This window comes from Sporosarcina contaminans, from assembly GCF_042679045.1.
In the GTDB taxonomy this organism is placed as follows: Bacteria; Bacillota; Bacilli; order Bacillales_A; family Planococcaceae; genus Sporosarcina; species Sporosarcina contaminans.
This window is the reverse complement of the sequence record NZ_JBHTLT010000135.1, coordinates 54,731-75,041: the sequence shown is the minus strand read 5'-3', so window position 1 is coordinate 75,041 and position 20,311 is coordinate 54,731. Positions and strand designations below refer to the sequence as shown.

14 protein-coding genes and 1 other annotated feature are annotated in these 20,311 nt (G+C 41.4%); of the genes, 6 read left to right on the top strand and 8 right to left on the bottom strand.

All coding sequences use genetic code 11. From position 1 onward, the window contains the following. Positions 1–156 precede the first annotated feature (156 nt). The gene (gene tyrS, locus ACFQ38_RS19020; RefSeq protein ID WP_336824773.1) at positions 157–1,422 is read right to left on the bottom strand and encodes a tyrosine--tRNA ligase; all 1,266 of its coding nucleotides are present in this window, start codon (positions 1,420–1,422) and stop codon (positions 157–159) included. 51 nt (positions 1,423–1,473) lie between these two features. Further along, positions 1,474–1,683 (bottom strand) — a binding site (T-box leader). 160 nt (positions 1,684–1,843) lie between these two features. On the opposite strand from tyrS, the gene ACFQ38_RS19010 reads away from it, so the two are divergent. Then, positions 1,844–4,759, top strand: coding sequence for a transglycosylase domain-containing protein (locus ACFQ38_RS19010; protein ID WP_381482891.1), 2,916 nt, complete (start codon positions 1,844–1,846; stop codon positions 4,757–4,759). 218 nt (positions 4,760–4,977) lie between these two features. On the opposite strand, the gene acsA is transcribed toward ACFQ38_RS19010, so the two are convergent. Further along, positions 4,978–6,696, bottom strand: a complete 1,719-nt coding sequence (gene acsA, locus ACFQ38_RS19005; protein ID WP_336824771.1) for an acetate--CoA ligase — start codon at positions 6,694–6,696, stop codon at positions 4,978–4,980. A gap of 179 nt (positions 6,697–6,875) precedes the next feature. Between acsA and ACFQ38_RS19000 the strand changes: the two genes are divergently transcribed. The 4 genes from ACFQ38_RS19000 (at position 6,876) to ACFQ38_RS18985 (ending at position 9,913) form a co-directional block, all read left to right on the top strand. Beyond that, positions 6,876–7,508, top strand: a complete 633-nt coding sequence (locus tag ACFQ38_RS19000) for a GNAT family N-acetyltransferase (protein ID WP_381482864.1) — start codon at positions 6,876–6,878, stop codon at positions 7,506–7,508. Between the two features lie 16 nt (positions 7,509–7,524). Next, positions 7,525–8,169, top strand: a complete 645-nt coding sequence (locus ACFQ38_RS18995; RefSeq protein ID WP_336824769.1) for an acetoin utilization AcuB family protein — start codon at positions 7,525–7,527, stop codon at positions 8,167–8,169. After that, positions 8,166–9,317, top strand: a complete 1,152-nt coding sequence (locus tag ACFQ38_RS18990) for an acetoin utilization protein AcuC (RefSeq protein ID WP_336824768.1) — start codon at positions 8,166–8,168, stop codon at positions 9,315–9,317. The genes ACFQ38_RS18995 and ACFQ38_RS18990 overlap by 4 nt, the downstream gene beginning before the upstream one ends. A gap of 284 nt (positions 9,318–9,601) precedes the next feature. Beyond that, positions 9,602–9,913 carry a hypothetical protein gene (locus ACFQ38_RS18985; protein WP_381482861.1) on the top strand — a complete coding sequence of 104 codons (312 nt, stop codon included), beginning with the start codon at positions 9,602–9,604 and terminating at the stop codon, positions 9,911–9,913. Between the two features lie 108 nt (positions 9,914–10,021). On the opposite strand, the gene ccpA is transcribed toward ACFQ38_RS18985, so the two are convergent. Further along, positions 10,022–11,020 carry a catabolite control protein A gene (gene ccpA / locus ACFQ38_RS18980; protein ID WP_381482888.1) on the bottom strand — a complete coding sequence of 333 codons (999 nt, stop codon included), beginning with the start codon at positions 11,018–11,020 and terminating at the stop codon, positions 10,022–10,024. A 145-nt stretch (positions 11,021–11,165) separates the two neighbouring features. After that, positions 11,166–12,248: a bifunctional 3-deoxy-7-phosphoheptulonate synthase/chorismate mutase gene (locus ACFQ38_RS18975; RefSeq protein WP_336824780.1), complete on the bottom strand. Its 1,083-nt coding sequence runs from the start codon at positions 12,246–12,248 to the stop codon at positions 11,166–11,168. A gap of 140 nt (positions 12,249–12,388) precedes the next feature. Between ACFQ38_RS18975 and ACFQ38_RS18970 the strand changes: the two genes are divergently transcribed. Beyond that, positions 12,389–14,530, top strand: coding sequence for a cell division protein FtsA (locus tag ACFQ38_RS18970; RefSeq protein ID WP_381482859.1), 2,142 nt, complete (start codon positions 12,389–12,391; stop codon positions 14,528–14,530). 49 nt (positions 14,531–14,579) lie between these two features. On the opposite strand, the gene ACFQ38_RS18965 is transcribed toward ACFQ38_RS18970, so the two are convergent. The 4 genes from ACFQ38_RS18965 to ACFQ38_RS18950 form a co-directional block, all read right to left on the bottom strand. Then, positions 14,580–15,227, bottom strand: coding sequence for a YtxH domain-containing protein (locus ACFQ38_RS18965; protein ID WP_336824764.1), 648 nt, complete (start codon positions 15,225–15,227; stop codon positions 14,580–14,582). Positions 15,228–15,366: 139 nt separating this feature from the next. Next, positions 15,367–15,852, bottom strand: a complete 486-nt coding sequence (locus tag ACFQ38_RS18960) for a DUF948 domain-containing protein (RefSeq protein ID WP_336824763.1) — start codon at positions 15,850–15,852, stop codon at positions 15,367–15,369. Between the two features lie 169 nt (positions 15,853–16,021). Then, positions 16,022–17,335 carry a UDP-N-acetylmuramate--L-alanine ligase gene (murC, locus tag ACFQ38_RS18955; RefSeq protein WP_381482856.1) on the bottom strand — a complete coding sequence of 438 codons (1,314 nt, stop codon included), beginning with the start codon at positions 17,333–17,335 and terminating at the stop codon, positions 16,022–16,024. A gap of 218 nt (positions 17,336–17,553) precedes the next feature. Further along, a complete protein-coding gene (locus ACFQ38_RS18950; RefSeq protein WP_381482854.1) occupies positions 17,554–20,277 on the bottom strand; it encodes a DNA translocase FtsK in 2,724 nt (907 codons plus the stop codon). Between the last annotated feature and the right edge of the window lie 34 nt (positions 20,278–20,311).

Below are 20,311 nucleotides of genomic sequence, written 5' to 3'. Positions count from 1 at the left end.
CGGTCACGCATAATACTATCAGACTTACGCTAAATCAAAGCAAGTAAGCATAACGCCAACAATCCAGCGCTTAGATCAATCTCATCAACAGATCATTCCACAACTCGCAAAAACGCCCTCGGCACAGAGCCAAGGGCGTTTTTATCATCATCTACATTAATCAAACTTCACCATTTTATAATTTTTCTTGCCTCTACGCACAATTGTAAAAGCATCATCCAAACGATCTGCTGCTCCTACCTCATATGCTGTATCCGTCACTTTTTCGCCATTCAATGAAATGGCGCCATTTGTTACGTCCTCACGCGCTTGGCGTTTTGACGGGGATACACCAGCTTCTACAATAAAATCAACGATATTTTTATCCGCTTTTTCCATCTCGAACGTCGGTACATCTTTGAAAGCATCTTTCATTTCCGCTACGGTCAACAATTTTAAATCACCGCTGAATAACGCTTTAGAAATTCGAATTGCCTGATCTAAAGCTTCTTGCCCGTGGATTAATCTTGTCATTTCCTCCGCCAATGCATGCTGCGCTTTCCGTAAATGCGGCTCTTCTTGTACGGATCTTTCCAAAGCTTCAATTTCCTCGCGGCTCATAAACGTGAAGATTTTTAAGTATTTAATAACGTCTGCGTCTGCAGTATTAATCCAGAATTGATAAAACTCATAGGGCGATGTCTTCTTCGGATCAAGCCATACTGAACCTCCTGCAGTCTTTCCGAATTTCGTTCCATCAGCTTTTGTAACGAGTGGTATTGTAATGCCGAAAGCTTTTGCATTCTCATCATGCGTTTTACGGATAAATTCAAGCCCTGTTGTAATATTGCCCCATTGATCTGATCCGCCGACCTGTACACGGCAATTGTAGTTGTCATACAAGTGATTGAAATCTGCACCTTGAATGAGCATATAAGAAAACTCCGTGAAAGAGATTCCTGTCTCCAAACGGGATGCAACATTTTCTTTCGCTAACATGTAGTTGACGCTTAACAATTTTCCGTAGTCCCGAAGAAAATCGATCGCACTCATGTCACCGAACCAATCTTTATTGTCGACTAAGAGCGCCCCGTTTTCATTGCCAAAATCAAAAATCTTCTCCAATTGCTTGCGGATGCCCGCAATGTTATTTGCAATTTGCTCATCCGAAAGAAGCTGACGCTCATCTGCACGGAATGACGGATCGCCGATCATTCCCGTAGCTCCCCCGACAAGCACGATCGGGCGATGGCCGTGTTTCTGGAATCTGCGCAATGTCAAAAATGGAACAATATGACCGATATGCAAGCTGTCCGCTGTCGGATCTGTACCACAATATAATGAAATCTTTTCTTCATTCAACAGATTCGTAAGACCTTCTTCATCAGTCTGCTGGTAAAGAAGACCTCTCCATTCCAAGTCCTCCAATAATTCGTTCGCCAATTGAAACCCCTCCTTAAATATAAAAAAGCCCCTACACGATTCAAAGAATCATGCAGGGACGTTAAACACATTGTCAATTAACGCGGTACCACCCGGCTTGAGGCATTTACAATAAACCTCCGCTTCAAACACAATAACGCCTGCGTACGCGTCCGCATTCCAAAGCTGTAATTCGTAAACGATATACCGGACAGCTTTCACCAACCGCTGCCTCTCTAAACGGATCTATCGTCACTACTCCGACTTTTTCATCATGCGAAAAAAATATATATCCCTTATTGTAGTATAAAATAGGTCATTGTCAAACATAATCTATGGCATTCTAAAAAATATGCTATAATAGGAAAGATTTTAGGGGGGAAAAGACTTGAGTGAAAAAAGGAGAAACCGGATCGACCTCATAGAAGAAAAATTTGAATCAATGAAAAAGAAAAGATGGGCAAAAGGCGTCCGCATTACATCTGGCGTCATTTGGAACCTCTTTTTGCTCTTTTTAGTATTTGGCATTACTCTTAGCGTTTTCGCTGCTTCTGTCGGTGCTGGTTATTTCGCTTCTCTCGTAGCAAAGGAACCTCTACGACCGAAAGCTGAAATGCGCGATGCTATTTTCAATTACGAAGAAACTTCTGAAATATTTTTTGCCGACAATATATATCTTGGTAAAGTGAGCTCAGACATCGAACGAAAAGAGACAACATTGGATAAAGTGTCGCCTTACGTCATAGATGCAGTATTAGCAACTGAAGATGAGTATTTTGAAACGCATAACGGAATTGTGCCGAAAGCTATTTTCCGAGGACTTTTTCAAGACGTCACCAACTCCTCAAGCCAAACAGGTGGCTCTACGCTTACACAGCAGTTGATCAAAAACCAAATTTTGACGAATGAAGTATCCTATGAACGAAAAGCGAAAGAGATATTACTAGCCATTAGACTTGAACACTTTATGAACAAAGATGAAATTTTAGAGGCCTATTTAAATATTATTCCATATGGTAGAAATGCCCAAGGTCAAAATATTGCCGGCATCGAAACTGCTGCGGAAGGTATTTTTGGTATAAAGGCAAAAGATCTTAACTTACCGCAGGCTGCCTATATAGCGGGTATACCGCAAGCTCCTTTCGCTTATACACCGTTTCGTAGCAGCTATTACGGCGGAGGCTTGAAAAACGAAGAAAATATTAAGCCCGGCATTGACAGGATGAAAACTGTCCTATTCCGCATGAAAGAAACTGGATATATTTCAAATGAGGAATATGAAACTGCGATTGCTTATGATATTACGCAAGATTTTCGTGAACCGACAAGGCGCGCAACAGATCGCTATCCTTATTTGACACAGGAAATCCAAGGGCGGACGATCGGTATTTTAGCCCGTATTTTAGCTGAAAAAGATGGCGTGGACCCGGAGCGTTTAGATGTAGAAGAAAAATTAGAAGAGAAATATAGAATTTTAGCCGAACGTGAAATGCGAACAGGAGGCTATCGAATTTATTCGACGATCGATAAAGACCTTTACGACAAAATGAATAAAATCGGCGAGGACTTCGAATATTACGGATTTACCTATACACGAGAAGAGAAAGACGCAAGCACAGGCGAAACGGTACTAAAAGATGACCCAGTGCAAGTCGGTGCGATCATGCTTGAAAACCAGACAGGCAAAATTTTATCGTTCATCGGCGGGCGCGATCACCAGCTTACGAATGTGAACCATGCAACGCAAGCGTATCGTCAAAATGGTTCTTCCATGAAGCCTTTGCTCGTCTATGCACCAGCAATCGAATATGGCGTTATCGGAGCAGGTAGCCCAGTCGTCGATGTCCGTTTTGAAATCAATGATGGAAGCGGTAAATGGAGTCCGACAAACTACATTGCTACAGTTGAAAACGGCATCATCCCGGCTAGGAAGGCGTTGGCTGAGTCGCTCAACCTTCCTACCGCAAGATTATATAGAGATATCATCGATCGGCGTCCAGCGGAGTTCCTTGAAAAAATGAACTTCTCCAAGTTGATGCCTGAAGACTATACAAACTACTCCACTTCTTATGGCGGTATGACACGTGGAGTTAGCGTAGAGGAAAATACAAATGCTTTCGCAACATTTGCGAATGGCGGGAAATTTATTGAATCATATATGATTGAACGGATCGAGGATATGAATGGGAATGTCGTGTATCAACACGAAGTCGAACCTGTTGATGTATTCAGCCCGGAAACTTCCTATATTATTACAGATATGCTTCGCGATGTCGTCAAGCCAGGCAATACTGGGCAGCAGGTTCCTAAATACTTAAATTTCAATCTTGATTTGGCTGCCAAAACAGGCACAACACAAGGATATGGAGATGCTTGGTTAGTCGGCTATAATCCGAATGTTACCTTGGGCGTATGGCTCGGTTACAAAGATCAATCGAGAAAGCTTTATACACGAGGATCCGGACAAATGCATCCGACAACACGTACGAGCATTCTTTTCAGTCGATTACTGAACACGGCCAACGAAACGAAACCCGATATAGTTGGCGCAAGCAACAGATTCCAACAGCCAGCGGGAGTCGTCAATCGTTCTTTCTGTGGTATTTCTGGATTAGCACCATCTCCAGCTTGCTCAGCTGCAGGTCTCGTTAGATCTGATTTATTCAATTCAAAAGTGATGTTGCCGACAAAGGCGGATGACAGCATCATTAGTGCATCCTATGTATCTGTTAAAGGCAAACGTTACATGGCATTGCCATCAACACCTTCTGAATTTATCGTACAAGGTGGCACAGGTGTCAATCAGGAATTCATGGATCGTATGTTAGGACCATGGGGCGGGGATGCATCGAAGCTGTTCCCACCTAATTCAGTTTTTGCTTCGCAAGTTGTTTCAGGCTCGGTGTTCTCCCCTGATGGAGCAGCACCAGAAACAGTACATGCATCGATAAGTGGATCCAATATCGTTTGGACGGAATCTCCTTCCAATGATGTCATCGGTTATTACGTCTATCGAGACGATGAAAAAATTGCGACAATCCGTGATGGAGAAGCCAATTCATTGCCGATCGGACCAGGAAATTATTATGTACGCGCTGTTGATATAACCGGCTTGCTTTCAGCTGGTTCGAATATTGTTTCAGTAGATGGACAGGACGATTCAGACGACCTTGAAGATGAGGATGAACAAATTCCTCCGGTTTCGCCTCCAGACAATGGTGATGGGATTGATAACCCGAACGACGGAAATAACGACAACGGAAACGGAAACAATAATGGCAACGGAAACAATCAAGGAGGAAACGGAACCCCAGGAACACCTCCTCCTACTAATGAAGAAGATGAGGATGACGACTGAAAAAGGACCTCTGCCATAGCAGAGGTCCTCAGTTTGTTGACAAACGCTAAAATACTGCAAATCGAGCTCATTGTTTTCTCGATTTGCAGTATTCCTTTTTTCTTTGCGGAAATTTAGGTATTGCAGGACGGCGTGAACATAAACTGCCTTCCGCTCGGCAAGCGTTGTCAAGCTATGATAGGGGTACCATTCTCCATCCCTCATAGCTATCTTTCATCTTAATCTTCCATCGTTGACAAATCCCCCGCTGGAAGGTTCAACTCCCACGCTTTTAGGACACGTCGCATAATTTTGCCGCTACGCGTTTTCGGAAGCTTGTCCTTAAACTCGATTTCACGAGGCGCAGCATGTGCAGAGAGCTCCTTTTTCACGAATTGCTTAATGTCATCTTCCAATTCCTCTGTAGGCTCATATCCTTCATGAAGAGCGACGAATGCTTTAATGATTTCTCCGCGAACCGGGTCCGGTTTCCCAATAACACCAGCTTCAACAATTGCAGGGTGTTCTAACAGTTTGCTTTCCACTTCGAATGGCCCAACCCTTTCACCGCTCGTCATAATAACATCATCTACCCGGCCTTGGAAGAAGAAGTAGCCATCCTCATCCATATAAGCAGAGTCACCGGATACGTACCATTCATCATTCATGAAGTAGGATTCGTATTTCTCGGGATTGTTCCAAATTTGCCTCATCATCGCAGGCCATCCTTTTTTAATTGCTAAGTTCCCCATTCTATTTGGAGGAAGCACATTGCCTTGGTCATCCACAATTGCCGCTTCGATGCCAGGCACAGGTTTGCCCATCGATCCTAATTTAATCGGCAAGCAAGCGAAGTTGCAAATAGTTTGGGCTCCAGTTTCCGTCATCCACCACGTATCGTGAATGCGCATTTTAAAAACATCCATCCCCCAACGGATGACTTCTGGATTTAACGGCTCTCCTACCGATAAAATATGGCGAAGCGACGATAAATCGTACTTTTCCATCGGCCCTACACCTGCCCCCATAAGCATACGGAATGCCGTAGGCGCACTATACCAAACCGTAACACCATAGTCTTGGATCGCTTCGTACCAAGTATCGATAGAGAATCTTCCGCCGACAATTACCGATGTTGCACCGGCCAACATCGGCCCGAATACACCGTAAGCCGTTCCCGTCACCCAGCCAGGGTCCGCTGTACACCAGAAAATATCCTCATCATGCAGATCAAGCACCCAGCGTGTCGTTTGCAATTGTTGGACCATTGCTTCTTGCACATGCAAAACGCCTTTCGGTTTGCCTGTTGAGCCTGATGTATAATGAAGTACCGTCGGCGATTCGCGATCGAGCCATTCCACTTCAAAATGCATTGAAGCATCTTTCATTTTTTTATTAAAGTCTACAAATTTATCTGACTCCTCAATAGAATCTCCTACTAAGAAAACAGTTTCTAAATGAGGAAGTCTATCCAACGGTATGCGGTCCAATAATTCAGGTGTTGTTATAATTGCTTTTGCTTCGCTATCCGATAGTCTGTCATACACAGCCCCTTCCATGAATGCTTCAAAAAGAGGACCAACAATGACACCCATTTTCAACGCGCCTAATAATGCAAAATACAGTTCAGGTGAACGAGGCATGAAAATAAAGAACCGATCCCCCTTTTGCAATGTTGAATGATTCAGTAATACATTTGCCGCTTTATTGGACATTCTTTTCATTTCATTATAAGTATATGCTTCTTTTCGGCTGGCATCTTTATAATAGAGCGCCACTTTGTTTTTTCGATAAGATGATGCATGACGGTCTACTGCTTCATGTGCAATATTGATGAGACCTGTTTCATGCCAACTGAATTCCTTTTCTACATCCTCCCAGCTAAAATTTTTCACCATTTGGTCATAATCTTTTAACGTATAGTCCCCTTGAATGACCGGTAACACTTTACTCTCCATTCTCTTCACCCTTTCCGAAAAAATGTTGACCCTATAATTCTATCGCATTTTCATTGTATTGGCTAATAAATTCAACTTTTTAGTATTGCCAATTAACTTTCACAAATTTTTCTCATCCGCACAGATGAATTTGTTGTATACTCATACATAGGGCTACTCATATTAGGACGGTGAATGTATTGGATCATGTAAAAACATACAATGCGATGGAAGTGAAACATCGGAATGGCGATCTGATCATCGAAGGGCCGATCGCGAGAACGGAACTTTCGAAACTTGATTTCCATGAACATCTCGTCGCTTTCAGACCCCCTGAACAGCAACATAAGGCGCTTATTGAGATTGCTGATTTGCCTGAAGGTAGAATCATCATTGCGCGTGAACGGAATACAGTTGTCGGGTATGTCACTTATTTATATCCCGATCCACTGGAAAGATGGTCGCAAGGCAATATGGAAAATTTGATCGAGCTTGGTGCAATTGAAGTCATCCCAAAATTCCGTAGCGGTGGAGTCGGAAAAGCGTTATTAGAAGTGTCTATGATGGATAATGCGATGGAAGACTATATTATCTTAACGACCGAGTATTATTGGCATTGGGATTTAAAAGGCACAAAGCTCAACGTATGGGAATATCGAAAAGTGATGGAAAAGATGATGAATGCAGGGGGTCTTGAATATTACGCAACCGATGACCCTGAAATAAGCTCTCATCCTGCTAATTGCTTAATGGCGAGAATCGGAAAACGCGTTGATCAGGAATCCATCCAACAGTTCGATAACCTGCGTTTTATGAACCGATTTATGTATTGAAAGCGAGGGATTTGCAATGCTTATAGAAGAAATCATGAAAAGGGAGGTTGCCTCCCTCTCTCCTTCACATACTATTCAAGATGCCATTGAATTAATGAAGGAAAAGAAAATTCGACATTTGCCAATTACAATTGATCGGGCAGTTGTCGGTGTTGTAACCGATCGGGATTTGAAAGAGGCTGTACCTTCCACCCTTTCCGGCCTCGCAGATGTAAACGTTTACAAAACTCCTTTGGAAGCAATTATGACTAAAAATCCACTTATAGGCCATCCTATGGATTTTGTCGAAGAAACTGCTGTCATCTTTTATGACAATCAAATCGGTTGTCTTCCTATCGTTTCTGACGATCAGTTAGTCGGCATCATTACAGAAACCGATTTGCTTTACAAATATATTGAACTGACCGGCGCCCATCAGCCCGGCTCCCAAATCGAAGTGCGTGTTCCTAATATTCCAGGCATTCTTTTCGAAGTGTCCAAAGTTTTCTACGAACATAAATTGAACGTTTTAAGTGTATTAGTTTATCCTGACAAAGAAAATGAAGACAATAAAATTTTAGTCATTCGGATCAAAACAATGAACCCGCTAAACGTCATTAAAGGACTGAGGGACAACGGGTTTGAAGTTCTTTGGCCGAATGTACCAGGCATGAACCTATGAGTAAAAACGCAGTTTTCATATTTTCAGAAGAGCAACTTGGATATTCTTTTTCAGATACACACCCGTTCAATCAAAAAAGAATCCTACTAACTTTGGACTTGCTTAAAAGCATCGATGCAATTACGGAGGATAATATCATTCCACCTCGGATGGCAACAGATGAAGAGCTGCTACTAGTACATGACCCCAAATTTATCGAGATTGTCAAACAGGCTGGAAAAGGTTTCATTACGGAGGAAGTAGGATCAGTTTACGGCATCGGAACGGAGGATACCCCAATCTTTCCGAATATGCATGAGGCAAGCGCTATGTTAGTCGGTGGTACATTAACGGCTGTCGATGAAGTAATGGCTGGGCGTTCACGATACGCAGTCAACTTAGGGGGCGGCCTCCACCATGGCTTCCAAGGGAAAGCTTCAGGCTTTTGCGTCTATAATGACAGTTCCGTCGCTATAAAATATATGCAACAAAATTATGGAGCGCGCGTTCTATACATCGATACCGATGCCCATCACGGAGACGGAGTTCAATGGACATTTTACGATGATCCATCTGTTTGCACGTTCTCCATTCACGAAACGGGCAGATATTTATTCCCCGGAACGGGCAATATAACAGAAAGAGGAAATGGAGAAGGATACGGAAAATCTTTCAATTTCCCGATCGATGCATTTACAGAAGATGATTCCTTTCTCCATATATACAAGACTGCAATAGAAGAAGTAGCCGCATACTTTAAACCAGATGTCATCTTATCTCAAAACGGCGCTGATGCCCATTATTTCGATCCATTGACACATTTATATGGCACGATGAAAATTTATGAAGAAATTCCACGCATCGCAAGAGAAATTGCCGAGAAGTATTGCAACGGTCGATGGATAGCTGTAGGTGGCGGCGGCTACGATATTTGGAGAGTCGTGCCGAGAGCCTGGTCGCATATTTGGCTTGCGATGAATCAATTGCCTGTTCCGACAGGCCGTTTGCCCGAAGAGTGGCTGTCTAAATATCAATCTGAATCACCTGTACCTTTAATCGAAACTTGGCAAGATCCGAATCCGCTTTATGAGCCTATTCCAAGAAAGAAAGAGATCAACGAGAAAAACGAACAGATGTTGAAAAAGGCTTTACATATCATTAGACAATGATGATACATTCGTCATTTAAACAGTCTAAACTTGGCATGTAAATGATCGTCTTGAGACGTCTTAAATTATCTTAATTCCCACAAAGAAAGAGCAATTAAAGCAAACGGAAAGTTCAATCTCATAACGGCTACATAATTATTTTGCAAGCTCAAGCTACGTAAGTATCAAAAATATACATGCAAATGAATGGTTGCATTCCTTATTGTAACGCAAAATAATGTCAACAACAGATAGCTGTCTTTCATTGTCTTTTGAAATTCAATTAAAAGGTAAGGGAGGAAATAATGTTTGTTAAAATTTATGAGTACCATGTCCAAAAGGATAAAGTAGATGAGTATTTGACTATTCAACAAAAAGCCTCTGAAATTTATAGTCAATATTTAGATCTTCATACAATGTTTTTGAATAGCAAAGATGAGGATACAAAATGGTTGGAAATTACAACATATAACGATGAAATTCAATACAATAAAAGTATGAACATTATAAACGAACGGAAAGACATTCAGGACTTATTTGAAGCATTCCAATCACTTTTATTAACTGATAGGAATGAAATTAAGGAAGAAGATTTCATAGCAATTAGTAATGTTTAGATCATGTTAACATTTGGATGCATAACACGGTTTTTAAAAATATCGTATTTCCAAAATAAAAAAAGACTGACGCCGAGATGCAATGCAATCTTAGCCCAGTCTTTTTTCCTAATTAGTAGATTGCCGCTCTTCAATGCGATAAGGCAGCTCGACTTCCATTTGCTCAACTTCCTCACCGTTCATCAGCTTCGTCAGTAGACGCATGGAAACTGCACCTAAATCATAAAGAGGTACTACAATCGCAGTTAATTGCGGCCGAACCGCACGAGACAGCAATGTATGCTGGAAGCAAATCAATTCAATATCCGTCGGGACAGTAAACCCATCATCACGGATGCCATTCATTATTCCAACTGCAATTTCATCATTGCCGGCAAAAATGGCGGTTGGCCTTTCTTTCATTGTGCTCAATTTTCGCCATTGCTCATAAGCGTCATCGTACGTATTATCTGTTTCGATAAAATACTCTTCGATGATTGGCAATCCCGCTTCCTTAATCGCCCTTTCATAACCAACTTTTTTGCACAGACGGTTAATATCCCTTGTAAGGGGTCCTGACACATAAGCAATTCGTTTATGTCCGTTATCGATTAATTTCTTAACCGCTTCATACGCCGCTTGTTCATGGTCGATATTGACAGTTGGCAAATTAGTGCCAGAACCGAGTGTACCTGCTAATACGATCGGAACATTAGCGGTTTCCATTTCGTGACGGATTTCTTCAGTAATGGAATCGCTCATGAAAATTAAGCCATCCACTTGTTTACCTAAATGATCTTCAAGCAATTCCACTTCTCTTGACGTACGTTTATCGGAATTGGATAAAATGATATTATACTCATACATCGTAGCGACATCTGCTATGCCCCTAGACAATTCCGCATAATAGCTTTTAGAAATATCAGGTACGATGACTCCAACTGTTGTCGTCCTTTTACTCGCCAATCCTCTTGCTACCGCATTCGGCCGGTAGCCCAATCGTTCGATACATTCCAATACTTTTTTCCTTGTTGCCGGTTTGACATTTTGATTGCCATTGACAACTCGTGAAACGGTGGCCATCGATACGTTCGCTTCTCTTGCAACATCGTAAATTGTTACAGCCATCATGATTCTCCTCCCGAGCCAATTATGTATTCACTTACTTCCATTATATACAAAACGCCGGATCCATAAAAGGTCCGGCGCTCAACATAGTCATGTCTACATAACATTTCATTCGATAAACAAATTGGATTGATTCAGCGTAACCTTACACCGTTTGATGTGTTTTCATGAACTTTTGGATTTCTTCATAAAACTCGTCAAACTGCTGAATATCCATTTGCTGCGCTGCATCAGACAAAGCGACCGCTGGATCTGGATGAACTTCTGCCATTACACCATCTGCTCCTACCGCGATCGCTGCTTTTGCTGTAGGCAAGAGTAAATCTTTTCTTCCCGTCGAATGTGTAACGTCTACAAACACAGGCAAATGAGTTTCCTGTTTCAAAATTGGAACCGCAGAAATATCCAAAGTGTTTCTCGTTGCGCGCTCATATGTCCGGATACCGCGCTCACAAAGCATAATTTGGGTATTTCCTTTTGAAATGATATATTCCGCCGCATTGATAAATTCATCGATAGTAGCTGATAGGCCGCGTTTTAGCAGGACAGGCTTATTGACCATTCCCGCTTCTTTCAGCAACTCAAAGTTTTGCATATTGCGCGCACCGATCTGGATGACATCGATATAATCCAATGCCTCTTCCAAATGAGAAGGTGTAATAATTTCAGTCACAATCGACAACCCTGTTTCATCAGCGACTCGTTTAAGAATTTTTAAGCCTTCCAGCCCTAATCCTTGGAAATCATAAGGTGATGTCCTTGGCTTATAAGCGCCGCCTCGGAGCATCGTCAATCCTTTAGCTTTAATGGAATCCGCTACTGCGCGAACTTGTTCATATGATTCAACTGCACATGGGCCAAAAATGAACGTCGGTTCCCCGTTTCCAATCTTTTCCCCATTGACGTCAACAATCGTATCTTCTGATTTCCGTTTTCGTGAAACAAGCAATGCATTGCGCTGTTCATCTTCTTGGATTTCAAGCGCAGACATGAAAATCCCCTTGAAAATCTGCTCCAAAACTCCGTTCGGAATCGGGCCTTTATTCGTGTTGATGAGGAAATTCAACATTTCCCTCTCGCGGATTGGATCATATCTATTCACACCTTGCTTTTCCTTCACTTTTCCAATCTCTTGAACGACAGCCGTACGTTCGTTGATTAAATCTAAAATCTTGATGTTCAATTCATCCACTTGGCTGCGCAACTCGTCTAAATTGTTTTGTCTCATCATTATGTCTCCTCCCCGCACATAGCATTCCCTTTTCTCAGCAGAAATTCTATGTTACATTTTTATATAATAGTCCAAGTATAATGAAATGAATTTGAAAAGTCACGTCATTTCTGCAAATTGTCTAAAATTCGCACATTTTGACGTTGAAAGGGTGTATTATTCTGACGAACCAACTTTTTGCACTCGATATCGGAACACGATCCGTCGTAGGTATCATTTTAAAAGAACAAGATGGCAATTTCCATGTTGAAGACTTAATGACGATCGAACATAAGGAACGGTCAATGATTGACGGTCAAATACATAATGTTTTAAGCGTTGCAAAAGTAATATCCGAGATGAAAACAAGACTTGAGGAAAAACATGGGGAATTAAAGCAAGTGAGCGTAGCTGCTGCAGGCAGAGCTTTAAAAACGGCTGAAGGAACGATGACAATCGATATTTCTGATAAGTCATTGTTTTCCACAGAAGATATCAACCATCTTGAATTAGCTGCCGTACAGCAAGCACAGCAGAAATTACTATCCGCATCCAATACCGCGGACGATTATTATTATTGTGTAGGCTATTCAGTCCTCCATTACAAGTTGGATGGCGACGAAATAGGCAATTTAATCGACCAAACGGGACGCACAGCCACAGTCGATGTCATTGCTACTTTCCTTCCCCGCGTCGTAGTGGAATCCCTATTATCAGCATTGAAACGGGCTAATTTGGAAATGGAAGCACTAACCCTCGAACCCATTGCGGCCATTAATGTGCTCATTCCTCCTTCGATGAGACGTTTGAATGTCGCATTAGTTGATATAGGGGCCGGCACCTCAGATATTGCAATCACAGCACAAAATACAGTCGTCGCTTACGGCATGGTACCAATTGCGGGAGATGAAGTAACAGAAGCGTTAAGCAATCATTATTTATTGGATTTTCCGATTGCTGAAACGGTCAAAAGATCACTAAACACTAAAGAAGAGATCGTACTCACTGATATATTAGGATTTGAAAACAGAATTCCATCAGCAGAAGTAATAGCGTCCATTCAACCGTCGATCGACAAATTGGCATCTAACATTGCCGAGGAAATATTGCGCCTAAACAACGGGGAGTCCCCGCAAGCTGTTATGGTCGTCGGTGGAGGAAGCTTAACGCCTCAGTTGCCCAATATACTTAGTGAAAAGCTTAATTTGCCACAAAACCGGGTTGCCATACGAGGGCTTGACGCGCTTACTGAAGTGACTCTCTCTGAATCGATTTCATCTTCACCCGCGTTAGTGACACCGATTGGCATTGCAATCGCTGCAAAAAGAGCACCGATTCATTATATGTCCGTTACTGTAAATGACAAGACAATACGTCTATTTGAATTAAAAGAAATGACGGTAGGAGATGCACTTTTAGCTGCCAACGTCAAAGCCCGGCAATTATATGGCAAACCGGGTCTCGGAATGACAATTTCTATTAACGGCAGACAAATTACGATTCCAGGAGAGCATGGCAAACCTTCTATTATTTATTTGAATGGCAAACAGGCAAGCATAAAAGATTTGATCAAAACTGGAGATATTATCCATCTAACAGCCGGAGTTGATGGCAAAGATGCGTCAGCTACAGTGCAAGAAATTATTGGTGATGACATGGATCCGATCCATATACACTTAAATGGAGAAGAAATGATGATAAAGCCGGAAATTCTTCTCAATGGGATTGCGGCCAATAGAGAAACCATTGTTAAGGACCGGGACGAAATACTGTTTAAAAGGAAAACAGAAATTAGCGAGTTAATCGGAAACTCGAATGTGCCAATGAACCATCCTTTTCATGTTGTACATAATGGCAAAAAAATAAATTTGCCTACCTTAGGTCCTTTCTTTGCTGTAAGAGAAAAGATTGTTCCACCTACTTACAAAATACAAGATGGAGACGAAATTACATTTACAACATCTTTGCCATCAGTTAAAGATGTCCTTAATGCGCTCCATTTTCCCGCAGTTTCAAAAATTGAAGTTACTTTCAACGGAGAGCCTGTTTCATTGGAAATGAACAGACGAACGATTCTTTTGAACGGCAAGCCTGCGAGTGAAAAAGATGAAGTGAACGTAGGAGATCGCATCGATGTATCCGAAACGAATGATCCACTTTGCTTTAGTGACATTTTTGCTTATATCGACTATACGCTTCCAAAAACTGCTGCAACAACTTATCAATTATTGCGCAATGGCTCGCCGATTGGCTTTAATGACCCTATCTATCCTGGAGACGAATTGCAAATTAAACTATAATCAAGAAAATAAAAAGTAGAGGCTAACCAAATTGCCTCTACTTTTTATTTCACTTTTTTTCCTTTTCAACAGAAATATTATTTTGATTGACAATTTTATTGTCTCCCAAGTTTTCGCTATTGTCATAGGCAACATCGCTGTTTTTAGTTGATTGGTTTTTAGGATCACTATTTTTATCCTTATTAGGATCCACATAATCGACAGCTTCTTCACCTTCTGAAGAAACTGTTCCATCGTCCATCGGTAGAGAAGTTTTATTAGCCATCGACTTCACTTTGTCAACTAATTGTCCGGATTGCTCTTGAATGGATTTTGTAAGACCATCCGTCTTTTCCTTTGCAACAGACGTCAATTCAGTCGCCTTGTCTTTTGCGACAGCGCTCAGTTCAATGCTTTTATTTTTAATTTGGACAGCTTGCTCAGAAAAGTCATCACGCATTTCTTTACCAGTCTTAGGTGCGAGGAACAGTGCTGCAGCAGCCCCAATGACACCGCCGACTAAAGCGCCCAAAAGAAAGCTTCCAGCACCAGAGTTATCTTCGTCACGGTAAAAATCATCCGTATTTGTAGAACGATATGGGTAGTTTACTGGCAGATTCGAAGGTTCGCCAAAAGTATTTTTATATCGGTTGCTATCGTATTGGTGATCATATTTTGAATCACTGTAATTCGGTTTATAATTTTGTTTTTCTGTCATGTCAATTCCTCCTATGAAATAAAGTAAAAATTTCGTATCCACTCTTTCGTACTTCTCTGCATTACCTTTACTATTTCTCCACTCATCGAATGATTGAAGGTTTGCAGCTTACAGCATGTTCATGTCGGATTCTAAACATTTACCTTTGATTTGGGCTTGGCAGTCTTTTTTGGTTTGGATTTGCTTTATAGACTGTCCAACCTGTCGACCGAGTCGATTTCATTTCCTTCACTCTGTTTGCGATATTCATCGCAACATTGCCCCATTGAATGACTTGAGCGACTTTCTCGCTATTCCGTTCAGCTTCTGTTGTGATGGAATCTGTAACTTTCCGGACGGATTGGTTCAGCCCATTAACCGATTCACCCACCCCTTTCACTGCATCCACTACAGTATTCAGCTTTTCGGATTTCTGTTGAATATCATCCGCAAGTGCATTCGTCTTGTGAAGAAGTTCAGTCGTTTCGGTTGTAACTCCTTCCAATTGATCTTTTAAGCCGTCCATCGTCTCAGACATGCTTTTCATCGTCTTCTTCAACGAGCCTAACGTCATTGAAAGACTAATACATAAAATTAAAAATGCCACTGCGGCAACAATCGCCGCAATATACAATAGATTCACCATGGCAGTGCCACCTCCCGAATACGCTCCATAAACAATTTTTACCCTTTACATTAGGTAATTAAACGCTATTCTCTATAACCTTTTCGACATCTTTCCTCATTTTCCTTCAATAAATACAAATTGATAGCATTTTCCATGACAAGCCGTGAAAAAACAGCCGATCCTACGATCAAGCTGTCTCTTCCTGTTCAGTATGGCTCTTAAATGCATTCAAGTATTTCTGAATATCACCAGCACCCATGAACAAGTAAATGGCTTCTCCATGAGCGTCTAACATATCAATATGATGAATATCCAAATGTTTGGCATGAGGGACTTCATTGATGAGCTCCTGTATCGTCAAAGTACCCGAATTCTCTCTTGCGGAACTGAATATATCACATAAATAAACATAATCCGCCTTTGAAAGGCTTTCCGCAAATTGCGAAAGAAGCGCTGCTGTCCGCGTAAAAGTATGCGGTTGAAAAATTGCGATAATATCTTTATTTGGATACTTTTGACGTGCTGACTCCAATGTCACCCGAATCTCTGTCGGGTGATGCGCATAGTCGTCTATAATTACTTTTCCAAATGACTCCATTACAGTGAATCTCCGTTTCACACCATGGAAGTTCGATAACCTTTCCCGGACGACTTCTACGGGAATTCCTTCATAATGGCAAAGCGCAATAACGCCTAAAGCATTTAAAATTGCATGATCGCCAGGCTGAGGAACAGTAAACGTATAATAAAATTCATTGCGCACATACACATCGAATGACGATCCGCTCTCCGTCTTCACGATATTGCGGGCTAAGAAATCATTATGATCATCGAAGCCATAGTAGACAACCGGTACATTGGCTTGGATATGCTGCAAATGTGGATCATCGCCGCAAGCAATTATTCCTTTTTTCACTTTAAGTGCCATCTCACCGAAAGCGTCCATCACATCTGATAAATCTTTAAAGTAATCGGGATGATCGAAATCGATATTCGTCATAATTGCATAGTCAGGTTCGTAAGCAAGGAAATGTCGTTTGTATTCACATGCTTCGAAAACAAAGAACTCGCTGTTTTCTACTCCTCTTCCTGTACCATCACCTATCAAATAGGAAGTTGGCGAACTACCTGACAGAACATGTGCCAAAAGCCCGGTCGTAGATGTCTTTCCATGCGTTCCTGTCACGCCGATTGAAGTAAACTGTTTCATATAAGTTCCTAAAAATTTATGATAACGTATTACTTCAACACCCAATTCTTTAGCTTTCAAAATTTCTGGATGGCTATCCGGAAATGCGTTACCTGCAATAACAGTCATTCCAGGCTTAATATTCTTTTCATCAAAAGGATAAATTGGTATCTTTCTATCATGCAACGGATCTTCTGTAAAGAAATACTTTTCAACATCCGATCCTTGCACTTCATATGAAGAATCATGAAGAATCTGCGCAAGCGAACTCATGCCTGATCCTTTAATTCCTGTAAAATGGAACAATGTCATAATGCAACCTCCCGGGATCATTTCAGTTCCCACATTGTAAAATCCCATTCATCGGGCTACCGTATCATTTTACGGCCCGCGTTATTGGGGTAATATACTACTTATTTTTCATCGGCATGACTTCGGCTCAGACGCAGCCTTATCTTCCTGCCTATCTAATCATTATATAAAAATAAACAAAGACTTTCCTCTTTAATGAATTACGGCTTCTAAATTCCTCATTGTCGATTATGCTTATATTGTTCAAACATACTGTCCGTCAAATAAACATCTCGTGGTTTACTGCCCCGCTGTTCGGAAATGAAAGACAGATTTTCCAGACGATCCATAAGCTTTGCAGCCCGGTTATATCCAATGCCGAAATTTCTTTGCAGCAAGGATGTAGACACACTTCCTTGATCTATAATAAATTGGCAAACTTCCTCAAAGAGTGGATCTGCTTCCTCTTCCTCTACAGCTGCTGCCAATAAATCCTCCTGACCAAATAAATAATCCGGCTCTGCTTCGTTTTGAACGTGTTCTATTATACGTTCAATTTCTTCATCCGTGACAAATGTACCTTGCAGGCGGACGGCTGTTGATTGCCCATTCCCTAAATAGAGCATATCCCCTTTGCCCAAAAGCCGCTCCGCTCCAGCAACGTCTAAAATGGTGCGCGAATCAATTTGTGAAGAAACCGAAAAAGCGATTCTTGTCGGCACATTTGCTTTAATAAGCCCTGTAATCACATCAACGGACGGGCGTTGGGTAGCAATAATGAGATGGATTCCGCAAGCACGTGCTTTTTGCGTAATTCTGCTAATGGAAACTTCTACATCTGCTGGTGCCATCATCATCAAATCCGCTAACTCATCTATAACAAGTAGCAAATAAGGCATCTTCAATGAAAATTTGCGTTCTTTCATGACCATTTCATTGTAACGTTCAATATTGCGGGCTCCAATATGTGCAAATAACTCGTAGCGTCTTTCCATTTCCTCAACAGCCCATTTTAGAGCGGCTGTAGCTGCTTTTACATCTGTAATAACAGGGCTCAGCAAATGTGGAATCCCATTATACGGCGCAAGCTCCACCATTTTCGGATCAATTAGCAGCATCTTTACATCTGTCGGATCAGCTTTATACAATAAGCTGATCAATATAGAATTAATGCAAACAGATTTACCAGAACCAGTTGCACCCGCAATCATTCCGTGAGGCATTTTTCGCAAATCGATCGTTACAGGATCTCCTGTAAGATCCAATCCTAACACTGCCTCCATTGGAGAAGTCGACTGCTGAAATTGCACCGTTTCGATTACTTCAGAAATACGCACCGCTCTTGCCTTTCGATTCGGTATTTCAATACCGATTGAGCTCGTTTTCGGAATAGGAGCTTGAATTCGAATATCTTCTGCAGCTAAAGCTAACTTCAAATCATCGGTCAAATTGCGAATTTTACTCACTTTCGTTCCTTGACCGACAGTTAGCTCAAACCTTGTTACAGTCGGTCCTTGCACTGCTTCAATTACATTAGCTTCTATTGAAAAATGAGATAAAGCTTCCGTTAATTTTTCAGATTGAGAACTTAGCCACTCTGTATCTTCGACATGCTCCTCAGGCTGCAATAGGTAATCCGTTGAAGGCAGTGCATAATAAGGCGGTTCAACCTCTTCAACCGTTTCCTCCTCAAAAGAAATTCTGTCATTTTGCGATAGCTTCGGTTCATTCTGTTCAGCAACGAATTGCACGTCTTGTTGAACCGTGTTTTCTTTGTCGATTGTCGATTGTCGAGTTCGTTGAGAAGTCATGTTCTCCTTATCTTTTTTTAACATAAGTACATTAAATGGAATGATGCGTTCCTTCTTCGTCTCGTTTATTTCGGCACGTTCTTCCGCCGCAGGAGCAGTTTCACATAGATCTTCATCTGATGGTATTTCACCCGATAATTTTAAGTCATCCTCGTAGTGGTCTTCTTTATTCTCTACATTTGATTGCTCCGTATTGCTTTCATAAATGACAGTATTTCCGATGACTTCCTCAACTGCATAATCTTCCTGATTTGCTGTCGCAATTTCATTTTCCGCTTTAGTTCGCTCTTCCGGATGAACAGTAGGCTCTGCATGCTCACTCGTTAATTCGGCTTCGGTTCTCTCACGATTGGTTAGCGGCTTTTCAATTGTGATTTCTTCAACGTCGCTTGCAACTTGTCTGTCGGCTTCTCCTACTTCAAATTGGTCGCTATTTTGCATAGACATGTCATTTGCTTCATCAATGGAAGTATGGACAGAATTCTCCAAATCAATGCGATTATCTTCCATTCCAATAAACTGCTCTTCAGAAATCGAGTTTCGATTTTGCTCTTCATTTTTCATGGAATGAAGCTTTTCATCTTTTGTTTCAGCTGTAAAACCATCTATCGGTATCGATTTTCGAGTTTTATGCTCGGGTCTGTTATAGCCATAAATAGGCGATGGTACACTGGAAGGTGTAAATGGACGACTGCTCCGCTTTGTAATGATCGTTGACTTTTTTTCTTCGATTTCCTCAGTTTTCCCTTTTTCTTTTGTTTTGGATGGCATCGGAAGGTCGCTATCTACCCTTTTGGGGTACTTAACAGATGATGTTGCCCTATGAATATGAACTTCTTGCTCCTTCTTCGGCCATCTTTCATTTTTATATAAAGGGATGGGCACAAAATCATCGTCTTCAATTTCATTTTTTTGCACCGGCTCATTCATTCTATTTTTAGTGTCCTCAGGATCTTCATCCCACCCATAAATTTCAGCATCTGTAATGATAGGAAAACGGAACACAGGACGTTCTTTCTTTTGCATGTCCGCTTCCGCCGATTCCTCAATATCGTTTTGAATATATTCATAATCTTGTTCTTCTTCATTTTCAGTCGTAAACATACGATTGATCATTTTTTTAAACCATGACAACTCTATCACTCTTTTCATATCGATCATCCTATTTTAACAGGTTTGCTTTACG